The sequence below is a fragment of the Mesorhizobium sp. M0800 genome (genome assembly GCF_040320095.1).
In the GTDB taxonomy this organism is placed as follows: Bacteria; Pseudomonadota; Alphaproteobacteria; order Rhizobiales; family Rhizobiaceae; genus Mesorhizobium.
Genome location: NZ_JAMYOZ010000033.1, coordinates 13,798 through 29,855, shown reverse-complemented (window position 1 = coordinate 29,855; position 16,058 = coordinate 13,798). Strand labels below are relative to the sequence as shown.

The following is a 16,058-nucleotide window of genomic DNA, read 5'->3' as shown; positions in this document are numbered from 1 at the left end:
GGAGAGCGGCAATGTCCGATAAGAAACCCGTTCTCGAGTTTCGAAACGTCGACAAATCGTTCGGCCATATTGATGTTCTGAACGATATCAACCTCAAGGTCGGTGAAGGTGAAGTGCTCTGCCTGCTTGGCGACAACGGCGCGGGTAAGTCGACGCTCATCAAAACGCTGTCTGGTGTCTATCAGCCGACGCGTGGCGAAATTCTGATGGATGGTCAGCCCGCACTGTTCTCCAGTCCCCGTGAGGCTCAGGAACGCGGGATAGCTACGGTTCACCAATTCGGTGGGACATATCCATTGATGTCCATAGGACGTAACTTTTTCATGGGTTCGGAGCCGACAAAGGGTTGGGGACCGTTCAAATATTTCGACCGCAAAACCGCCGCCCGAGTGGCAGTTGCAGAGATTCAGAAAATGGGGATCACACGCATCACCGACGGTAATCGTTTGGTCGGTGGCCTTTCCGGAGGGGAACGCCAGTCGCTCGCGATTGCCCGTGCTGTCTATTTCGGAGCTCGTGTTCTCATTCTTGACGAGCCGACGGCAGCCCTCGGCGTCAAGCAGGCTGCTCACGTACTGCGTATCGTCAATGAAGCTAAGCGTCGTGGCCTGGCGGTCATTTTCATCACCCATCAGGTGATGCATGCCATGGCAGTGGGCGATCACTTCGCAGTGCTCATTCGTGGTGCAATTGCAGCTGACTTCCGCAAGGGGGAAAAGACACGCGAGCAGATCGCTGATCTGATGGCCGGTGGTGAATCCATGGCGAGTCTCGAAGCCTCTATTGAAGGCTATATGGAGACCCATGACGGTCTTCCGCCACCCCCCGCTCACTGAGTGAATATGGGCATAGCCGCCAGGTAGCGGAATTTGTTGAATGGAAAGCGGTTGGGCTTTGGCCAACCGAACGCAAGGAGTTTGTCCAATGGTGCGTGTAGCAGTCATTGGTGCAGGGCTGATGGGCGCTGACCACGCCAGGATCGTCGTGGAGGAAATGCCGGGCGCGACCCTTCAGGTGGTCTGCGACATGGATAAAGTCCGCGCTCGCAAGGTGGCCGATGCCCATGGTGCGGCAGACGTTGCAAGTAATCCGGAAGCCGTGATTGCCCGTGCCGACGTGGATGCGGTGATCGTCGCGAGCCCGGACTTCACTCATGCGCCGCTGTCACTCGCCTGCATCAACGCGGGCAAGAAGGTGCTCTGCGAAAAGCCCCTATCGCAGTCCTCGGCCGAATGCCTCTCGATCATGCAGGCCGAACAGGAAGTTGGTCAAAAGTTCGTCCAGCTCGGCTTCATGCGGCGCTACGACCAGTCCTATGTCGAGATGAAAGAGGCAATTGAAAATGGCACGCTTGGCCGAGCCCTGATGATGCACAACTTCCACCGCAATGTGGAAACGCCAGCCTCCGACTTCACCGGTGCCATGGCAATCACCAATTCCGCCCCGCATGAGTTCGACGTCGTGCGCCATGTACTTGGCACCGAATATGCCTGGATCTCTGCCTTCCAGCCGAAGCGCTCTGATCGACGCGTCGCGCCCGTGTTCATGGTCCTCGAAACCGTCGATGGCCAGCTCGTCAACATCGAGATCAACAACAACGCTGCGTACGGCTACGACGTTCGTGCCGAACTCGTGGGCGAGCAGGCGAGCATTTCCATGAGCCATGTCGCTTATACCCATCTCGAACGCTCGCTTGGCGTCCACACCGGCTACGATGCCGATTGGCGGACCCGCTATTTCGATGCCTATCGCCGCCAGAACCGCGCCTTCCTACGCTTCGTCGACACAGACGTGTTTCCCGAGATCGCATCAAGCTGCTGGGATGGCTATGCCGCAGCAGTTGCCGCCGAGGCAGGCGTAACGGCACTCGCTTCCGGGCAGAAGCAGCTCGTCACCATGATTTCCAAGCCGGAGTTCTACGCATGAAACTGGGTTTTGTATCTGACAGCCTCGGCGGCATGCCGCTCGACGACCTTCTCGACAACGCTGCACGCATGGGCGTCTCCGGTATTGAGGTCAACACCTGCGGCTGGTCGACCGCACCGCATTTCGATATCAAATCCATGCTGGGTAACACGGTCGCGCAGAAGGACTTCCTCAAGGGCTTTTCAGATCGTGGGCTTGATGTGATCAGCCTCAATGCCAATGGCAATCCGCTTCACCCGACCGATCCGGCTCAGGGCGAAGGTCTGAAGAACACCATCCGGGTCGCAGGCGAGATGGGCATCAAGACGGTCTGCACCATGTCTGGCCTGCCTGCGGGCAATCCGTCCGATACCATGCCAAACTGGGTCGTCTCTTCCTGGCCGCCGGAAACGCAGGCGATCCTCAAATACCAGTGGGAAGAAAAACTCTTCCCGTTCTGGACCGAGATCGTGGCGCTGGCAAATGAATGCGGTGTGGAAAAGATTGCGCTCGAACTGCATGGCAACCAGTGCGTCTTTAACGTGCCGTCGCTCCTGAAACTCCGTCAAGAAGTCGGCCCTGTCGTTGGCGCGAACCTGGATCCCTCGCACCTCTTCTGGATGGGAGCCGATCCGCTGATAGCAGCCGAGGCATTGGGGGAGGCCGTCTATCACGTCCATGCCAAGGACACATTCCTGAACGCGCCCAAACAGGCAGTGACCAGCCTCCTCGAAAACGGCAACCTGACAGACATTCCAGCCCGCTCCTGGTCATACATCACACTCGGCTTCGGCCACAGTGAGGAGTGGTGGCGACAGTTTTGCTATCGCTTGAAGATGGCTGGCTACGACGGCTGGCTTTCAATCGAGCATGAGGACGTGCTTCTCAACTCACTTGAGGGCCTCGAAAAATCCGTGGCCCTTCTCAAGGGTGTCATGCCGGTTGCACCGGCCGATTTCAAACTTCAGGAAATCTAAGATGAGCTTCCAACTTGCCGCTTGCGCCGAAATGCTCTGGCGCGAAAAACCAATCGAATGGCGGGCAAGCCGCCTGAAAGAAATGGGCTTCGGCGTCGGCCTTTGGAACTGGCCCGCCTGGAATCTTGATGCGCTTGAAAAAACCGGTGCCACCTTCACTATCATGAATGGCTATCTCGAAGGTCGGCTCACCGATGCAGAAGGTTGTGAGATGCTTCTGGCGTCTGCCACGGAAACGGCGAAGGTCGGCAAGCGACTCGGTGTCCACCGCCTCAATCTGCATGGCACAGGGCTTGGCGACATGGGCATTCCGATTCCGAAGATCGGTGCCTTCGCGCCGGGCAAGGAACAGCGGGCTCGCGATACACTCAACCGCATCTGCGATCTGGCAGAAGCCGAGGGTCAGGTCTTCACGTTAGAAAACCTCAACCCAATCGATCATCCCGGCTGCCCCTTCGGCTCGACGGCAGACGTGCTTGCGCTCGTTGCAGCCGTCAACCGCCCGCAACTGCGAATTAACCTCGATCTCTACCATACCCAGATCGGTGAAGGTGATCTTATCCGCTGGTGTGAGGCCTGCCTGCCCTGGATCGGGGAAGTTCAGGTGGCTGATAATCCCGGCCGTTGCGAGCCGGGCACGGGCGAAGTGAACTGGCATGGCGTCGCAAAAGCCCTGAAATCCATGGACTACGCGGGGCCGGTCGGTATGGAAGCCTTTGCCTCCGGTGATCCGGAAGCTGCACTCGAAGCCTTCCGCACCGCTTTCACTATCTGAGGTTGTTTTCCTGAGAGGATCATCCGTGTCATCCACCATCCTGAACGTCGGCCTTTTGGGCGCAGGCCGTATTGCTGGCGTCCATGCCACCGCCATTTCCACCAATCCCGGCAGCCGCCTTGTGGCTGTCTCCGACATCAAACAGGCCGCCGCTGAGAAGATCGCCGCCCAGTATGGCGCCGAAGCCCGCTCGACCGATGCGATCCTCAATGATCCCGCCATCAATGCCGTGCTGATTGCCACCTCCACTGATACCCATTCCGACTTGATCGAGCGGGCGACGGCAGCGGGCAAGGCCGTGCTTTGTGAAAAGCCTGTCGACCTCAGCCTTGCAAGGGCACAGGCTTGTCAGAAGGTGGCCGCCGCTACCGGCAAGCCGGTGATGATCGGCTTCAACCGCCGTTTCGATCCCAACTTTGCGGCTCTCAAGGCAGCAGCCGACCGTGGTGAAATCGGCAAGACGGAACTGCTCTCGATCACCTCTTTCGACCCCGCGCCGCCGCCGATCGCCTATATCAAGGTTTCGGGTGGTCTTTTCCGCGACATGATGATTCATGATTTCGACATGGCTAATTTCATTATGGGGACAGCGCCGGTCTCCGTCTCGGCGGTGGGTACATCGATTGTCGATTCGGAAATTGGCGCGGCAGGCGACGTCGATACCGCCGTCGTGACCCTTGCCTATGCGGATGGCCGGATCGCCGTGATCAAGAACAGCCGCCGAGCCGTCTATGGTTATGACCAGCGGCTGGAGCTTCTCGGCTCCGAAGGGCTGCTACAGGCGCAGAACATCTTGGAAAACACCTTGGTCAAGTCCACGACTTCCGGTGTCACCGGCGCAAAGCCCACCTATTTCTTCCTCGAACGCTACATGCCCGCCTATGCGGCGGAATGGGCAGCATTTGTCAACGCTGTGAAGACAGGCTCGGCTCTGCCGGTCAACCTTGATGATGGTGTAGCAGCACTCGCCATGGCGGAAGCTGCAACCCAGTCTGCAAAGAACGGATTCCCCGTGAAATTGGCAGAGGTTCTTGGCTGACCGTTCGGAGAAGCAAAATCCTCCTCCTGTCCGATCTAGCGGCCCCCCGAGCTTCGGATCGAGCCGCCGCATACTACTGATTTACCGGAGGATGGTGCACGCGAAGGACTTGATCAACGAGCTGCTGCAACTACAGGTACCGGCCGCAGGATATCAGCTTCAACGATGGTGCGGACGCCTCCGAGAGAGTACATGGCGCAGGCCTGTGGTTCCATCCAGGCAAAGTTCAGGGGTTAGATGTCAACCTCCGACGGCCCTTCCCAATAAGTCATAGCCGAACATGCACCGGAAGCACGATCATGAGCACGGAAAAAACCATTCGAAACCCGACGACCATCGCCGAGCTAAAGGATATGATTGTAGCAACCAGGCTTAGCCTCCCAGAGCAACAGGAGCGCGTCGCACGCACGGCTCTCGCCCATCCGGAAATTGTAGCATTCGGCACCGCGCAATCGCTTGCGGACCGATGCGGAGTGTCGCCCTCAACCGTGGTCAGAGTGGCCACTGCTCTCGGGTTCGATAACTTCAGGGAGTTCCGACAGGTTTTCCGTCAGCACATCCGGGAGATTTCGATACGAGCCGCGGACACCCTATGCTGACAGGAAAGCCGCAATAACCGCCATAAATCACCGTTATCCAACGTGAACCTAACCGATGATCGGTCCTTGGTTCGACCCCTTTCAAGGCGGGCATCGCTCACTTTCGCAGTGGTGCCCAATCGGAAATAGAAGATTAGCTCGCTGAACGTCGGCTTTGCGCCTCATGTCGGCCGTTGAGGCGAACTTTGCCTCCGCCCGAAAGCAGACATCGCGGCTGACCAGCCTTTGAAGGTCGCGCTCGCGCCAAGAACGGACCGTCGCAAGCCGTGGATCAGCCGACCTCGATGTTCATCTCGGCGATCAGACGTTCACGCCCGGCTAGCGAGTTCAGCGCCTTGTCGCCGAGTTCCCGGGCGACAAGGTTGAGCAGCGCTTCGCAAAAAACGACATAAGCGCCCATGCTGTTCGAATAGAAGCTGCTGGCGTGAGGGATGAAAAAGGCATGCTCGGCAGGAGGAACGAGCGGCGAGGATCGGGAATCCGTGATCGCGATCACGGCCTGGCCATTCGCCGCCGCGATTCGAGCAACCTCTGCAACGCTGCGCGTATAGGGCGCACAACTTGCGACGATGACAATGTCGCCCCGATCAAGTTGCGACAGTGCTTCGGCGACGCCGAGCCGTGGCGCGTCCAGCAGTGCCACGTCGGAGCGCACCATGCCGAGGCAATAGGTGAGAAAACTGGCCAGGGAATGGAATTGACGCACGCCGTGAACGCGCACGCGGCGAGCGCTGGCCAGCAGCCTGGTCGCCCCCTGCAGCGAAACGCCATCCAACTGGCCGAGGAAGCCGTCGACATTTGCCGCCGTTTCCCGCGCCAGCCGCTCGAAGACCTCGATCTCCGCATTACCGACGGACCGCGTCGCTAGAAGTCGTCCGGCCTGGCGACTGTAGAAATACTGCTGGTCATTGGCGATGGCCTTGCGGAAGACGGCCTGGAAATCGCTGAAGCCTTCGAAGCCGAGACGCTTCGCCAGCCTGGTCAGGGTCGACGGATTGATGCCGAACTGATTTGCAAGTTCCGAAATCGAACGGACCGCCGACTGCTCCGGTGCTTCCACCAGCTTGGCGAAGACGTCGTGCGCCTTCGAGCCGAGTGAAAAGCCCGCCTGGTCACGGCCGACCGAGAGCGCGAGCGCCCTCAGATCCTCGATGGTGCGCGGCGGCTCGGCAACGGGTTCCTCTGGCATCGCACCGCTCCTGTTCACGTCGCGACAGGTACCAGCCCATCCCGCATTTCGAAGCGAGCTGCTTCATGCGGTCTATCGTAGACAGACCACTCGACCTTGTCAGCCCCGATGCGGAACACCGCGCTGGCCAGCGTGTTCTCGATGTCGCCGTCGTCCGGGTCAGTGCGGTAGATCGGCAATTCCGGGTCGACCGCGTCCCACAATATGCCAACGGCGCGCCTTTGCGGATCCGGCTCCGACGCTTGACCAAGCAGCATCTCGCCTCGCCGCTGGCGCGCGCCGGATGATCCGGTGACGACCTGCGATATGCGTCCGGTGTCGGCATGGATGAGATGGTTGGAATGGACGCGCGCCGCTTCGACCCGGTCGACGGAAAGCGCCTGAGCGGTGAATTCAACGCTGAGAAGCCGCTCGTCCCCGGCCTGGGCCAAGGTCAGGTGAAATGCGCCGGCGCGCGGCGCCGATTTGAGCAGCGCCGCCGCCGCGTCCAGGCTTGGCGCGTCGAGTATCGCCCGGGTCAGGACCATGCGCGGCGTGCCGGAGCCGCCAGCCAGCGGCCTGAGGTTGTTGACGGTCTGAACCAGTCCGGCCGACGTCGCGGCAAATGTGTGCCCAGGCAGCGAGCCGGGATAAACGAAAGCCGTGAACGTGCTGCCGCCTTCGCAAGCCACATGGGCCAGGGCACAGTGGCCGGCAAAGTCCGGGTCGCCATCCTCATTGTGCCCGACAACATGCGGGGAGCCGGGCAATTGCACGGTCGTGCAGCCATCCGGCGCCATCGCCCAGATGTCGCCGCGACAGTTCCACAGGAAGACATCGTCGAAAGGCAGTTCCAGGCCGACGGCAAGACCTTCCAACTCGGCCCAGCAGCGTGGAAACCGCTCGCGAACGATCGTTGCCATCAGGCCGATGCGCGGATCGGCGCGGCGTACGGTCAGTTCGCGCCATGCAGCAGAATGGCGCAAATGGCCATGCAGGGCGGCGCGACCGAAGCGACCGAGAGCCGCTCCGACATCATAGGGCGAACCTGCGACAGCGATAAAGGAAAGCCGGCGGCCGGCGTCAGGCGACATGCTGCAGAAACTCTTTCAAGCGCGGGTTTTGCGGGTTTTCGAGCAACTGCTGCGGCTCGCCGTCGACGGCGATCTTGCCGCCTTCCATGAAAATCAGCCTGGTTCCGACCTTGCGGGCGAAGGCCATCTCGTGGGTGACCACGATCATGGTCATGCCTTCCTCGGCCAGCGCCTGCATGACACGCAGTACTTCATGCCTGAGTTCGGGGTCAAGCGCCGACGTCGGCTCGTCGAACAGCATCAGCTTCGGCTTGACGGCCAGCGCGCGAGCGATGGCGACGCGTTGTTGCTGGCCACCGGAAAGCTCGCTCGGATAGTGGTGGGCGCGGTCGGAGAGCCCGACCTTGGCCAGCATCGCCATGGCCTGCTTGCGCGCCTCGTGGCGCGACTCGCCGCGCACGCGGTGCGGGCCAAAGGCAACGTTCTGAAGCGCCGTCATCTGCGGAAAGAGGTTGAACTGCTGGAAGACCATGCCGGCTTCCTGGCGGATCAGCCGGACCAAGCGGCCGCTGCCCTTGACGCTGATGCCGTCGACGATGAGATCGCCGCCATTGATCTCCTCCAGCGCATTGATGCAGCGAAGCAGCGTCGACTTGCCGGATCCGGAAGGGCCGATAAGAACGACCTTCTCGCCGGGCTCTATCGACAGGTCGACTTCGTCAAGGATCGTTACCTGACCGAAGCGCTTTGTGACTTTCCTGAACTCCACGATGCTCACAGGATGCGCATCCTCTTTTCGGTCACTCTCAGGATCAGCGTCAGCGCGCCGGTCATGATCAGATAGAGCAACGCCACGGCGGACCAGATTTCGACGGCGCGGAAGTTGGCTGCCATGATTTCCTGGCCTTGCCGCGTGAGTTCGCCGACGCCGATGACGATGAAGAGCGACGTATCCTTCAGGCTGACGATGAACTGGTTGCCGAGCGCCGGGATCATGCGACGGAAGGCGAGCGGGCCGATGATGTAGACAAGCACCTTCCAGAACGGCAGTCCAAGCGCCAGACCGGCTTCCCGCAATCCCCGGTGAATGGACAGAAATGTGCCGCGCACGATTTCAGCGATGTAAGCGCCGGCATTGACGATGATCGCGATGATGGCGGCTGCCAGAGGATTGATCCGGATATCGGCGAGCATCGGCAAGGCGAAATAGATGAACATCACCTGCACAATGATGGGGGTGCCTCGTATGATCTCGACATAGACGAAGGCCATGGCGTTGAAGACGACATTGCCGTAGGCGCGCGCCAGGCCGGCGGCGAAGCCGATCACCAGCCCACCGGCGAGCCCGGCCAGCGCGATCAGCACGGTGAGGCGAGCCCCTTTCAAAAGTTCCGGCAGGGCTTGCCAGATGACGGACCAATCAAAATCCATGAGAAGCTTTTCCTTCGAGGAAGGCGCGCCGGAATGCCGGCGCGCTGGGAAACCCTGGGGATCAGCTCTTCGGCGGCTCGGCGCCGAACCACTTCTTGTAGATGCTGGTATAGGTGCCGTCGCCCTTCAGCTTGACCAGCGAAGCGTTGACCTTGGCGACAAGTTCACTGCCCTTCGGAAAGGCAATGCCGTATTGCTGGGCCATCATCTGCGGACCGACGGTTTTCACTTTTCCCTGACCGTTGGTCTTGATGTAGTAAAGGACGTTTGGGGTGTCATGCATGGCGGCGTCGGCGCGGCCGGTCGCGACTTCGAGATAGGCGTTGTCGCTGTTCGGGAACAAGCGGAGTTCCGTTCCCTTGAAATTCTCCTTGGCGTAGTCGGTCGCCGACGTGCCGGTCTTGACGGCCAGCGTCTTGCCGACGAGATCCTCCGGACCTTTGATCTGGCTATCGATCGGCACCATCAGCAGGAAGCCGCTGTCGTAGTAGCCATCCGAAAAGTCGATGACCTTCTTGCGCTCGTCCTTGATGGTGATGCCGGCAAGTCCGACGTCGACCTGCTTGGTCTGGAGCGCAGGGATGATGCCGTTGAAGTCCATCGGCTGGAGCGTGTAGGTGACGCCGATATCCTTGGCGACGGCGTCCCACAGATCGATGTCGAAGCCGACATATTTGTCGCCCTCCTTGAATTCGAACGGGACGAAGGCGGTGTCTGTCGCAACGATCAGGTCGTCGGCACGGGCTGGCTGGCCAAGGATAAGCGTTGCCGCAACGGCGGCGGCGGTGAGACTTGCAAATGCGAACTTCATGTCCGGGTTCCCCTTTTTGTTGGAATTTGCGTTGAGAACCGTAACACCGTCACAATCGTCTCGCAAATGCAAAATGCATTGTCAAACCGTATGCATCAAATATTTGCATCGGACCCAGGTGAAAAACCGTCTAGGGAATCCGATGGTCTAGATGCCCGCCCAATGGACACGCAATGTGTCTGCGTCGGCGATCGCCAGCCCGCAGGCCTCGATTGCCTGTTTCGTGGCCGCTACCAGATCGTGATTGCCTGAGGCCAGCGCTCCATCCGGCAGGAACAGATTGTTCTCGAATCCAACACGCGCATGCCCGCCAAGCAGCGCGCCTGACGTCACGCACGCTGTCTCCTGCCGGCCGAAGGCACAGACCATCCAATGCCTGAATGCCGCAATGTCGGCCGCGAGGAACGGCAGCAGATCGGCGGGCCGGGACGTTTGCCCGACCGTGTAGCGACCGAGCACATAGAGCACCGGCAGGTTCTGAAAAGGAATCATGCCTCGCCTCGCGAGCGCCTGCAGATATGACGCCTCGCCGGCAGAATAGAGGATGATCTGCGGCACGATCCTCTCTGCGCGCAGCCATTCGAGGAACGATGAGAAACCCGCCTCATGCGTTTCGTCAGGCACGAATTCGCGCAATGCCAGCGAGACGGCTTCGGGACGCACCTCGCGCACCACCCGCATCTGCTGCTCGGGCGCGTAGACGCCCACGGCCTCGCTGGTGATCTGGATGACGAGCCTTTCGCCAATGCGAGCCCTGATCGCCGCGATCGAGGCCCGATAGGCCTCCGCGTCCAAGAGGTGGCGTCCGTCGCGGTCGCGGACATGGACATGGATCATGGCCGCCCCGGCATCGAGCGAGGCCGCGGCAACCCTCGCCAACTCGTCGGAGGTGATCGGCAGGGCGGGATGATCCGCCTTGGTGCGTCTGCCGCCATTCGGGGCGACGGCGATGGTGACGGGGTCTGCCTGCACGGGCGCCCCCGGTTGATTTGACGTATCGCTCACCGCCTGCTCCGTTTGTTGCATATGCAAAATTGATGCTACGTATGTTGCATAGTCTTGCGATCGCGTCTATGCTTGCGCCATGATCCGTGCGCCGCTCACCGATGCCATTGTCGAGGTCTTCGACACGTTGCCTACGCAGCTTCAGGGCGCGGCCCGCTATCTTCTCGACAATCCCGAAGACATCGCGCTGCTGTCGATGCGCGAACAGGCGCGCCGCGCCGGTCTGCAACCCTGGACGATGACACGTCTGGCAAAACGGCTGGGCTTTGACGGCTACGAGCCGCTGCGCTCGCTCTATGCCAACGCCATGCGGCAGGGGGAACTCGGCTTTGCCGGCAAGGCCGGCACGCAGCTTTCCCGACAAAAACAAGTCGGCGACCGGGCATTGGCCGCCGAGATGATCGCGTCGCTGTCAGCGCAGGTTGCTGGTCTCGGCGACCCAGACGTGCTCGATTCGCTGGCTGCCGCGGCTGGACAGCTTCACGCGGCGCGCCGGATATTCTGCCTTGGACTGCGGTCGAGCCACCCGGTTGCCGCCCACTTCGCCTATGTCATGTCCTTCCTCGGTGAAAAGGCAGTGATGCTGGACGCCGCAGCAGGAGCCGGCACCGACGCCATCCGCCTGGCCACCGCCAAGGATGTTCTGTTCGTCGTCGGCGTCGCCCCCTACACCAGGCTCACGGTCGATCTTGCCCGCCGTGCCGCGGCCAACGGCGTTCCGCTGATCGCAGTCACCGACAGCGTCGTGTCACCGCTTGCAACTCTGGCCGGGCTGTCGGTTCTGGTTTCGACAGACAGCCCGTCCTTCTTCCACACCATGTCGCCAGCCTTCATCATCGGCGAGATTCTCGCCGCACTGATCGCCGGCAAGGGTGGGGAAAAATCGCTCGCCGCCATTCGCCGCACCGAAGACCAGCTGTCGCAGCTCGACATCCACATATTGCCACCGCGTGGCTGGAGAAAAGCATGACTCATATTCTGCACCGCCAGATACACGCCACGCTCCCCGTCGCCAGCGGCGGCAAGGGCATTGAACTGTTCGATACCGATGGCCGCGCCTATATCGACGCCTCTGGCGGAGCCGCCGTTTCGTGCCTCGGTCACGGCCATCCTGACATCCTCGCCGCCATGCACCGGCAAGCCGACACGCTGGCATATGCGCATACCAGCTTCTTCACCAGCGAGGCGGCGGAGGCCCTGGCTGACCGGCTTGTCACCAACGCTCCGGCCGGCATCAGCCGCGCCTATTTCGTCTCCGGCGGCTCGGAAGCGGTCGAGGCAGCGCTCAAGATGGCGCGACAATATTTCGTCGAGACCGGTGCGCCGCAGCGACGCAATATCATCGCGCGCAGGCAAAGCTATCACGGCAACACGCTCGGCGCCCTGGCGACTGGCGGCAACGAATGGCGGCGCGCGCAGTTCCGGCCACTGCTCATCGACACACACCACATCGATCCATGCTTCGCCTATCGCTTCCAGGAAGCCGGCGAGACGGACGAAGACTATGCCAGCCGCGCCGCGCAGGCGCTGGAGGACAAGATCCTCGAGCTCGGCCCCGAAACGGTGATGGCCTTCGTTGCCGAGACTGTGGTCGGCGCGACGGCGGGCGCGGTGCCGCCGGTGGCCGACTACTTCCGTCGGGTCCGCGACATCTGCGACCGCCACGGTGTTCTTCTGATCCTCGATGAGGTGATGTGCGGCATGGGCCGCACCGGAACGCTTCATGCCTGCGAGCAGGAAGGCATTGCCCCCGATCTGATGACGATCGCCAAAGGGCTGGGCGGCGGCTACCAGCCAATCGGCGCGGTTCTGCTCAGCCAGAAAATATTCGACGCGTTTTCAAGCGGCTCGGGTCTCTTCCAGCACGGTCACACCTATGTCTGTCACCCGATGGCCTGCGCGGCAGCACTTGCCGTTCAGGACGTCATCACCCGCGACAAGCTTCTCGACAATGTCAGAGCCATGGGCGTGCATCTGTCGCGTCGGCTTGGCGAGCGTTTCGACAACCATCCCAATGTCGGTGACATTCGCGGGCGCGGCCTGTTCATGGGCGTGGAACTGGTGGAGGATCGCTCGACCAAGGTGCCCTTCGACCCCAAACGGAAGCTGCACGCGGGGATCAAGAAGGAAGCTATGGCGCGCGGCCTCCTAGTCTATCCAATGGGCGGCACGATCGATGGGATCAATGGCGACCACGTGCTTCTGGCTCCGCCGTTCATTTGCGACGTACCGGCCATCGACGCGATCGTGGAACGGCTCGGCGATGCCATCGAGGCGGCATTGCGAACATCACCAAACTAGACCGGAACTGCGTTTGAAGGCAGCGACGTGACGTCAGCTCATCCACCGTTAGGCGACTTCGTTCTCCGGCCCCACTCAGGACCTCTGCACGCTCGACGTAAAATGTCCGTTTCTAGCGCTATCAATAGCGTCACGTAGCACACTGCAGGCGCTTCTCGTTCCGCCATCCTAGACGCCTTTGAGCGAGGCGCGTTTGGTGGGACAAAAACATTGAAAAATATTGGAACGGATTTGAATGCAGCGTGGTCCCACCGGATTCTAACTGCTTGATTTAGCTTCTTTTCCAAACATCCTCCGGGTCCACCAAAACTGTTCAATATCAATTAGTTATGGCCATCTCCGCTTTGAAGTGGGCCAATTCAGATACGCTATGTTCCCGCGCTCAGTTTACGATACTTGATCCATAAGAGGGGGAGGGGAGATTATGCCTGCCCTTATGCTCCGTTGTCCTCGTGTTCGTCAGTCAGGTTCTGGCAGCCACATATAGTCCAGGCGTTGCAAGGCTGGAAAGGCCGTTGGCGGAGTGTGCGGCAAAAGGCGGTAACGGCGTACGAATGGGATGGTCGCCGCGACCTCGGGAGAATGCGCTGTGACTTCTGCCGAGCCGGAACTATGGCTCGAAGCCGGCCTGGGTCTAGCCCCCCACAGGCAAATAATTTAGAAATAATATGACGGGTAATGGCGATTGCGGCCTTAGGGTCAAATGATTTCCTGTCTTGCAATGTTGGGTCCGGGAAGGAAGCTTTGTTCCCGGGTCTAGCCGCCCCGTCGCGATGGCGTCCCGAACCGCCCTGTAGATCTGCGTCGCCAGCGGCGTCCTCGCGGCGCGGTCGACATGGAATGGACATAGTGCCCATGGCGCAACGGTACCATCATTCCCGCCAATCTTGGTCCTGTTTCATGACCAGAGCCGGACATATCTACCGGCCATCGCCACGTGGCAAATCACGGAGGAGACAATTCCGATGAAGGCAATCGTAGTAACGGATCAGGCCGCGGGAACGGCCGGGATGAAGCTAGTGGAACGCCCCGAGCCACAGGCGGCTATAAACGACGTCGTGGTTCAGGTTCATGCGTCGGGATTCGTCCCGACTGAGCTGACATGGCCCTCGACCTGGACTGATCGCGTTGACCGTGACCGAACGCCATCGATCCCCGGGCACGAGCTAGCCGGAGTGATAACCGCCCTCGGCTACGGCACGACGGGACTGTCCGTGGGCCAGCTGGTGTTCGGCCTCGCCGATTGGTATCGCGACGGCACCCTGGCGGAGTATGTGGCCGTCGAGGCACGTAACCTCGCGCCTCTGCCGGGCGACGTCGACTTTACGGTAGGCGCCAGTTTGCCGATCTCGGGCCTGACTGCGTGGCAGGGTCTGTTCGACCACGGCCGCCTTCGGGCCGGATGGAGCGTCCTTGCACACGGTGCGGCCGGCGCAGTCGGATCGATGGTGACACAACTCGCACGAGAGGCCGGCGCCTACGTCATTGGCACTGGACGCTCTGCCGACCGTCAGAAGGCGCTCGACTTCGGCGCGAACGAGTTCGTTGACCTCGAGAACGACGCACTGGAAGACATCGGCGGCGTCGATCTGGTGTTCGACGTCATCGGCGGCGACATCCAGAAGCGATCCGCTGGCCTAATTCGAACCGGAGGAACACTGGTGACAGTCGTCGGGCCGGCCGAGGCGCAGCCCGCCAATGGCCTGGCAGTCGACTTCGTTGTCGAGTCCGATCGTGCTCAACTGAGTGAGATCGTCCAGCGGGTGCGGGACGGGCGACTGCGGACGAACATCGGCAACATCTCGACCCTCGACGATGCCGTTTCCGCCTTCAACCCGACCGAGCGACGCTCGGGGAAGACGATCATACGCGTTCGTCCGTGAGCGTCACGCGCCTATCGATGCACCGGCCGGCCGGCGCTATCCGGATCGGCCGGGTGCCGCAGGCGATCGACGGGCGACAAGGGCCGTATCTAAATCTATGTTCCCTTCACGATTCTCGGTTTGGTCGGTCGTCGGGATTGAGCGGCGCTCTCGAGGGCCAAGGCCAGCCGCTTCTCGTCTTCGATGGCTCGATCGACTGCCTCAATTTCCTCTTGGAGCGCCTTCAGCTCGGCTCCGTAGCTGGAGCCGTCGCTGTCCCCGATCTGAAAGCCACTTGCCCGCATTGCGTCGCGAGTATGGTGCACGTTACGGACTCCTTCGCGTCGAGTCGCGACCAGGATTTCCCTGAATTCATCAAGACGTTCAACGTGACTGCGAGTCATCGCGTTCTCCTATTTCTTCATCATCGTTGCCGACGGCCATTCAGAATGGCTGAACCTTGCGGCGCAGAAGGTTTAAGTGACTACAGGAGATACTCTCGACAAAGCATGAGTGCGGAAGCTCAAATTTGAACGTCCTGCAATAACGTGGAGCGCGGCAAGCGGAAATTGGCTTGGGACCCGACAGATCACTGTCTAGACGAAGTGGCCCAGTGCTTCTTCAGGATAGGGGCTGTCGGCCAGAAGACGGGGCTTATCACCAGCTGGAGGGGCGGTGCGTTCGCCTTCATGCGAAGCCTCGCGCTGCTTGGTCCGCTGACCGTGCCGCAGATCGCCGAGATGCGGCCTACCAGCCGCCAGCGGATGCAGCGGCTGGCGGATGAGCTTGCGGCCGAGAGGCTGGTCGAATTTCATCGACAATCCGAAACACCGGGGCTCCAAGCTTGTGCAGCTTACGCGCAAAGGCGACGCGCGCTACCGCGAGCTGAACGCCCGGCTCCTGGTGATCGCCTCGACCATGGGCGTCGCTCTCAGCGAAACCGATATCCGCAAGACCGCCAACATCGTGCGGCAGCTGAGCGTGAAAGCGCGGTCGTAGCGGCTGTCAGTGGAGGCCAACACTTGCAATGCTGCTTCTACTTTCTCTAGCTGGAGCAAGCGTTGTGCCAAGGTTCTGAAGGCGATCTCTACTGTTAAATTGGGGGGTAGGGATCGTGCTCGTTATGTGGCTAATGGGCGGGGTTTTGGGAT

At 60.7% G+C, this 16,058-nt stretch carries 18 protein-coding genes; 10 read left to right on the top strand and 8 right to left on the bottom strand.

Features of this window, described 5'->3' with window-relative positions; all coding sequences use genetic code 11:
* The first annotated feature begins 11 nt into the window (after positions 1-11).
* The 6 genes from NKI18_RS27915 to NKI18_RS27890 all read left to right on the top strand — a co-directional run bounded on the left by NKI18_RS27915 (position 12) and on the right by NKI18_RS27890 (position 5,295).
* Positions 12-836 (top strand): ATP-binding cassette domain-containing protein, encoded by an 825-nt coding sequence (locus NKI18_RS27915; protein ID WP_352975945.1) that lies wholly within the window; start codon positions 12-14, stop codon positions 834-836.
* Between the two features lie 88 nt (positions 837-924).
* Positions 925-1,926 carry a Gfo/Idh/MocA family oxidoreductase gene (locus NKI18_RS27910; RefSeq protein ID WP_352975943.1) on the top strand — a complete coding sequence of 334 codons (1,002 nt, stop codon included), beginning with the start codon at positions 925-927 and terminating at the stop codon, positions 1,924-1,926.
* The gene (locus tag NKI18_RS27905) at positions 1,923-2,882 is read left to right on the top strand and encodes a sugar phosphate isomerase/epimerase family protein (protein WP_352975941.1); all 960 of its coding nucleotides are present in this window, start codon (positions 1,923-1,925) and stop codon (positions 2,880-2,882) included. The genes NKI18_RS27910 and NKI18_RS27905 overlap by 4 nt, the downstream gene beginning before the upstream one ends.
* 1 nt (position 2,883) lies before the next feature.
* Entirely contained in the window at positions 2,884-3,657 is a 774-nt protein-coding gene (locus NKI18_RS27900; protein WP_352975940.1) for a TIM barrel protein, read from the top strand.
* 37 nt (positions 3,658-3,694) lie between these two features.
* Positions 3,695-4,696 carry an inositol 2-dehydrogenase gene (iolG, locus tag NKI18_RS27895; protein WP_353021329.1) on the top strand — a complete coding sequence of 334 codons (1,002 nt, stop codon included), beginning with the start codon at positions 3,695-3,697 and terminating at the stop codon, positions 4,694-4,696.
* Positions 4,697-4,995: 299 nt separating this feature from the next.
* A complete protein-coding gene (locus NKI18_RS27890; protein WP_353021278.1) occupies positions 4,996-5,295 on the top strand; it encodes a MurR/RpiR family transcriptional regulator in 300 nt (99 codons plus the stop codon).
* A gap of 271 nt (positions 5,296-5,566) precedes the next feature.
* Here NKI18_RS27890 and NKI18_RS27885 read toward each other — a convergent pair whose 3' ends face one another.
* From NKI18_RS27885 to NKI18_RS27860, 6 genes are all read right to left on the bottom strand, one after another.
* Positions 5,567-6,484: a MurR/RpiR family transcriptional regulator gene (locus NKI18_RS27885; protein WP_352974277.1), complete on the bottom strand. Its 918-nt coding sequence runs from the start codon at positions 6,482-6,484 to the stop codon at positions 5,567-5,569.
* Positions 6,485-6,498: 14 nt separating this feature from the next.
* Positions 6,499-7,557: a C45 family autoproteolytic acyltransferase/hydrolase gene (locus NKI18_RS27880; protein WP_352974275.1), complete on the bottom strand. Its 1,059-nt coding sequence runs from the start codon at positions 7,555-7,557 to the stop codon at positions 6,499-6,501.
* Positions 7,547-8,275, bottom strand: a complete 729-nt coding sequence (gene glnQ, locus NKI18_RS27875; RefSeq protein WP_352974272.1) for a glutamine ABC transporter ATP-binding protein GlnQ — start codon at positions 8,273-8,275, stop codon at positions 7,547-7,549. The genes NKI18_RS27880 and glnQ overlap by 11 nt, the downstream gene beginning before the upstream one ends.
* Positions 8,272-8,928, bottom strand: coding sequence for a glutamine ABC transporter permease GlnP (glnP, locus tag NKI18_RS27870; protein WP_352974270.1), 657 nt, complete (start codon positions 8,926-8,928; stop codon positions 8,272-8,274). Before glnP ends, glnQ begins: the two co-directional genes overlap by 4 nt.
* A 61-nt stretch (positions 8,929-8,989) precedes the next feature.
* On the bottom strand, positions 8,990-9,739 hold the full coding sequence (gene glnH, locus NKI18_RS27865; RefSeq protein WP_352974268.1) for a glutamine ABC transporter substrate-binding protein GlnH: 750 nt from the start codon (positions 9,737-9,739) through the stop codon (positions 8,990-8,992).
* 147 nt (positions 9,740-9,886) lie between these two features.
* Positions 9,887-10,744, bottom strand: a complete 858-nt coding sequence (locus NKI18_RS27860; RefSeq protein ID WP_352974266.1) for a beta-keto acid cleavage family enzyme — start codon at positions 10,742-10,744, stop codon at positions 9,887-9,889.
* 79 nt (positions 10,745-10,823) lie between these two features.
* Here NKI18_RS27860 and NKI18_RS27855 point away from each other — a divergent pair, with 79 nt between their 5' ends.
* From NKI18_RS27855 to NKI18_RS27845, 3 genes are all read left to right on the top strand, one after another.
* Positions 10,824-11,714 (top strand): MurR/RpiR family transcriptional regulator, encoded by an 891-nt coding sequence (locus NKI18_RS27855; protein WP_353017840.1) that lies wholly within the window; start codon positions 10,824-10,826, stop codon positions 11,712-11,714.
* Entirely contained in the window at positions 11,711-13,045 is a 1,335-nt protein-coding gene (locus NKI18_RS27850) for an aspartate aminotransferase family protein (protein WP_352974261.1), read from the top strand. Before NKI18_RS27855 ends, NKI18_RS27850 begins: the two co-directional genes overlap by 4 nt.
* 965 nt (positions 13,046-14,010) lie before the next feature.
* Positions 14,011-14,928, top strand: a complete 918-nt coding sequence (locus NKI18_RS27845) for an NADP-dependent oxidoreductase (RefSeq protein ID WP_352979961.1) — start codon at positions 14,011-14,013, stop codon at positions 14,926-14,928.
* Positions 14,929-15,023: 95 nt separating this feature from the next.
* Here NKI18_RS27845 and NKI18_RS27840 read toward each other — a convergent pair whose 3' ends face one another.
* Complete coding sequence (locus NKI18_RS27840) at positions 15,024-15,311, bottom strand: hypothetical protein (protein ID WP_352914121.1); 288 nt, start codon at positions 15,309-15,311, stop codon at positions 15,024-15,026.
* Positions 15,312-15,503: 192 nt separating this feature from the next.
* On the bottom strand, positions 15,504-15,722 hold the full coding sequence (locus NKI18_RS27835; protein ID WP_352914123.1) for a hypothetical protein: 219 nt from the start codon (positions 15,720-15,722) through the stop codon (positions 15,504-15,506).
* Positions 15,723-15,753: 31 nt separating this feature from the next.
* Between NKI18_RS27835 and NKI18_RS27830 the strand changes: the two genes are divergently transcribed.
* Positions 15,754-15,906: a hypothetical protein gene (locus NKI18_RS27830; protein WP_352914125.1), complete on the top strand. Its 153-nt coding sequence runs from the start codon at positions 15,754-15,756 to the stop codon at positions 15,904-15,906.
* Positions 15,907-16,058 lie beyond the last annotated feature (152 nt).

What these genes read in the sequence shown, in the direction of transcription:
- NKI18_RS27845 (WP_352979961.1), top strand. Translation starts at nt 14,011, where the DNA reads ATGAAGGCAATCGTAGTAACGGATCAGGCCGCGGGAACGGCCGGGATG.
- NKI18_RS27905 (WP_352975941.1), top strand. Translation starts at nt 1,923, where the DNA reads ATGAAACTGGGTTTTGTATCTGACAGCCTCGGCGGCATGCCGCTCGAC.
- NKI18_RS27850 (WP_352974261.1), top strand. Translation starts at nt 11,711, where the DNA reads ATGACTCATATTCTGCACCGCCAGATACACGCCACGCTCCCCGTCGCC.
- NKI18_RS27915 (WP_352975945.1), top strand. Translation starts at nt 12, where the DNA reads ATGTCCGATAAGAAACCCGTTCTCGAGTTTCGAAACGTCGACAAATCG.
- NKI18_RS27835 (WP_352914123.1), bottom strand. Translation starts at nt 15,722, where the DNA reads ATGAAATTCGACCAGCCTCTCGGCCGCAAGCTCATCCGCCAGCCGCTG.
- NKI18_RS27885 (WP_352974277.1), bottom strand. Translation starts at nt 6,484, where the DNA reads ATGCCAGAGGAACCCGTTGCCGAGCCGCCGCGCACCATCGAGGATCTG.
- NKI18_RS27910 (WP_352975943.1), top strand. Translation starts at nt 925, where the DNA reads ATGGTGCGTGTAGCAGTCATTGGTGCAGGGCTGATGGGCGCTGACCAC.
- NKI18_RS27855 (WP_353017840.1), top strand. Translation starts at nt 10,824, where the DNA reads ATGATCCGTGCGCCGCTCACCGATGCCATTGTCGAGGTCTTCGACACG.
- NKI18_RS27840 (WP_352914121.1), bottom strand. Translation starts at nt 15,311, where the DNA reads ATGACTCGCAGTCACGTTGAACGTCTTGATGAATTCAGGGAAATCCTG.
- glnP (WP_352974270.1), bottom strand. Translation starts at nt 8,928, where the DNA reads ATGGATTTTGATTGGTCCGTCATCTGGCAAGCCCTGCCGGAACTTTTG.
- NKI18_RS27880 (WP_352974275.1), bottom strand. Translation starts at nt 7,557, where the DNA reads ATGTCGCCTGACGCCGGCCGCCGGCTTTCCTTTATCGCTGTCGCAGGT.
- NKI18_RS27900 (WP_352975940.1), top strand. Translation starts at nt 2,884, where the DNA reads ATGAGCTTCCAACTTGCCGCTTGCGCCGAAATGCTCTGGCGCGAAAAA.
- glnH (WP_352974268.1), bottom strand. Translation starts at nt 9,739, where the DNA reads ATGAAGTTCGCATTTGCAAGTCTCACCGCCGCCGCCGTTGCGGCAACG.
- NKI18_RS27890 (WP_353021278.1), top strand. Translation starts at nt 4,996, where the DNA reads ATGAGCACGGAAAAAACCATTCGAAACCCGACGACCATCGCCGAGCTA.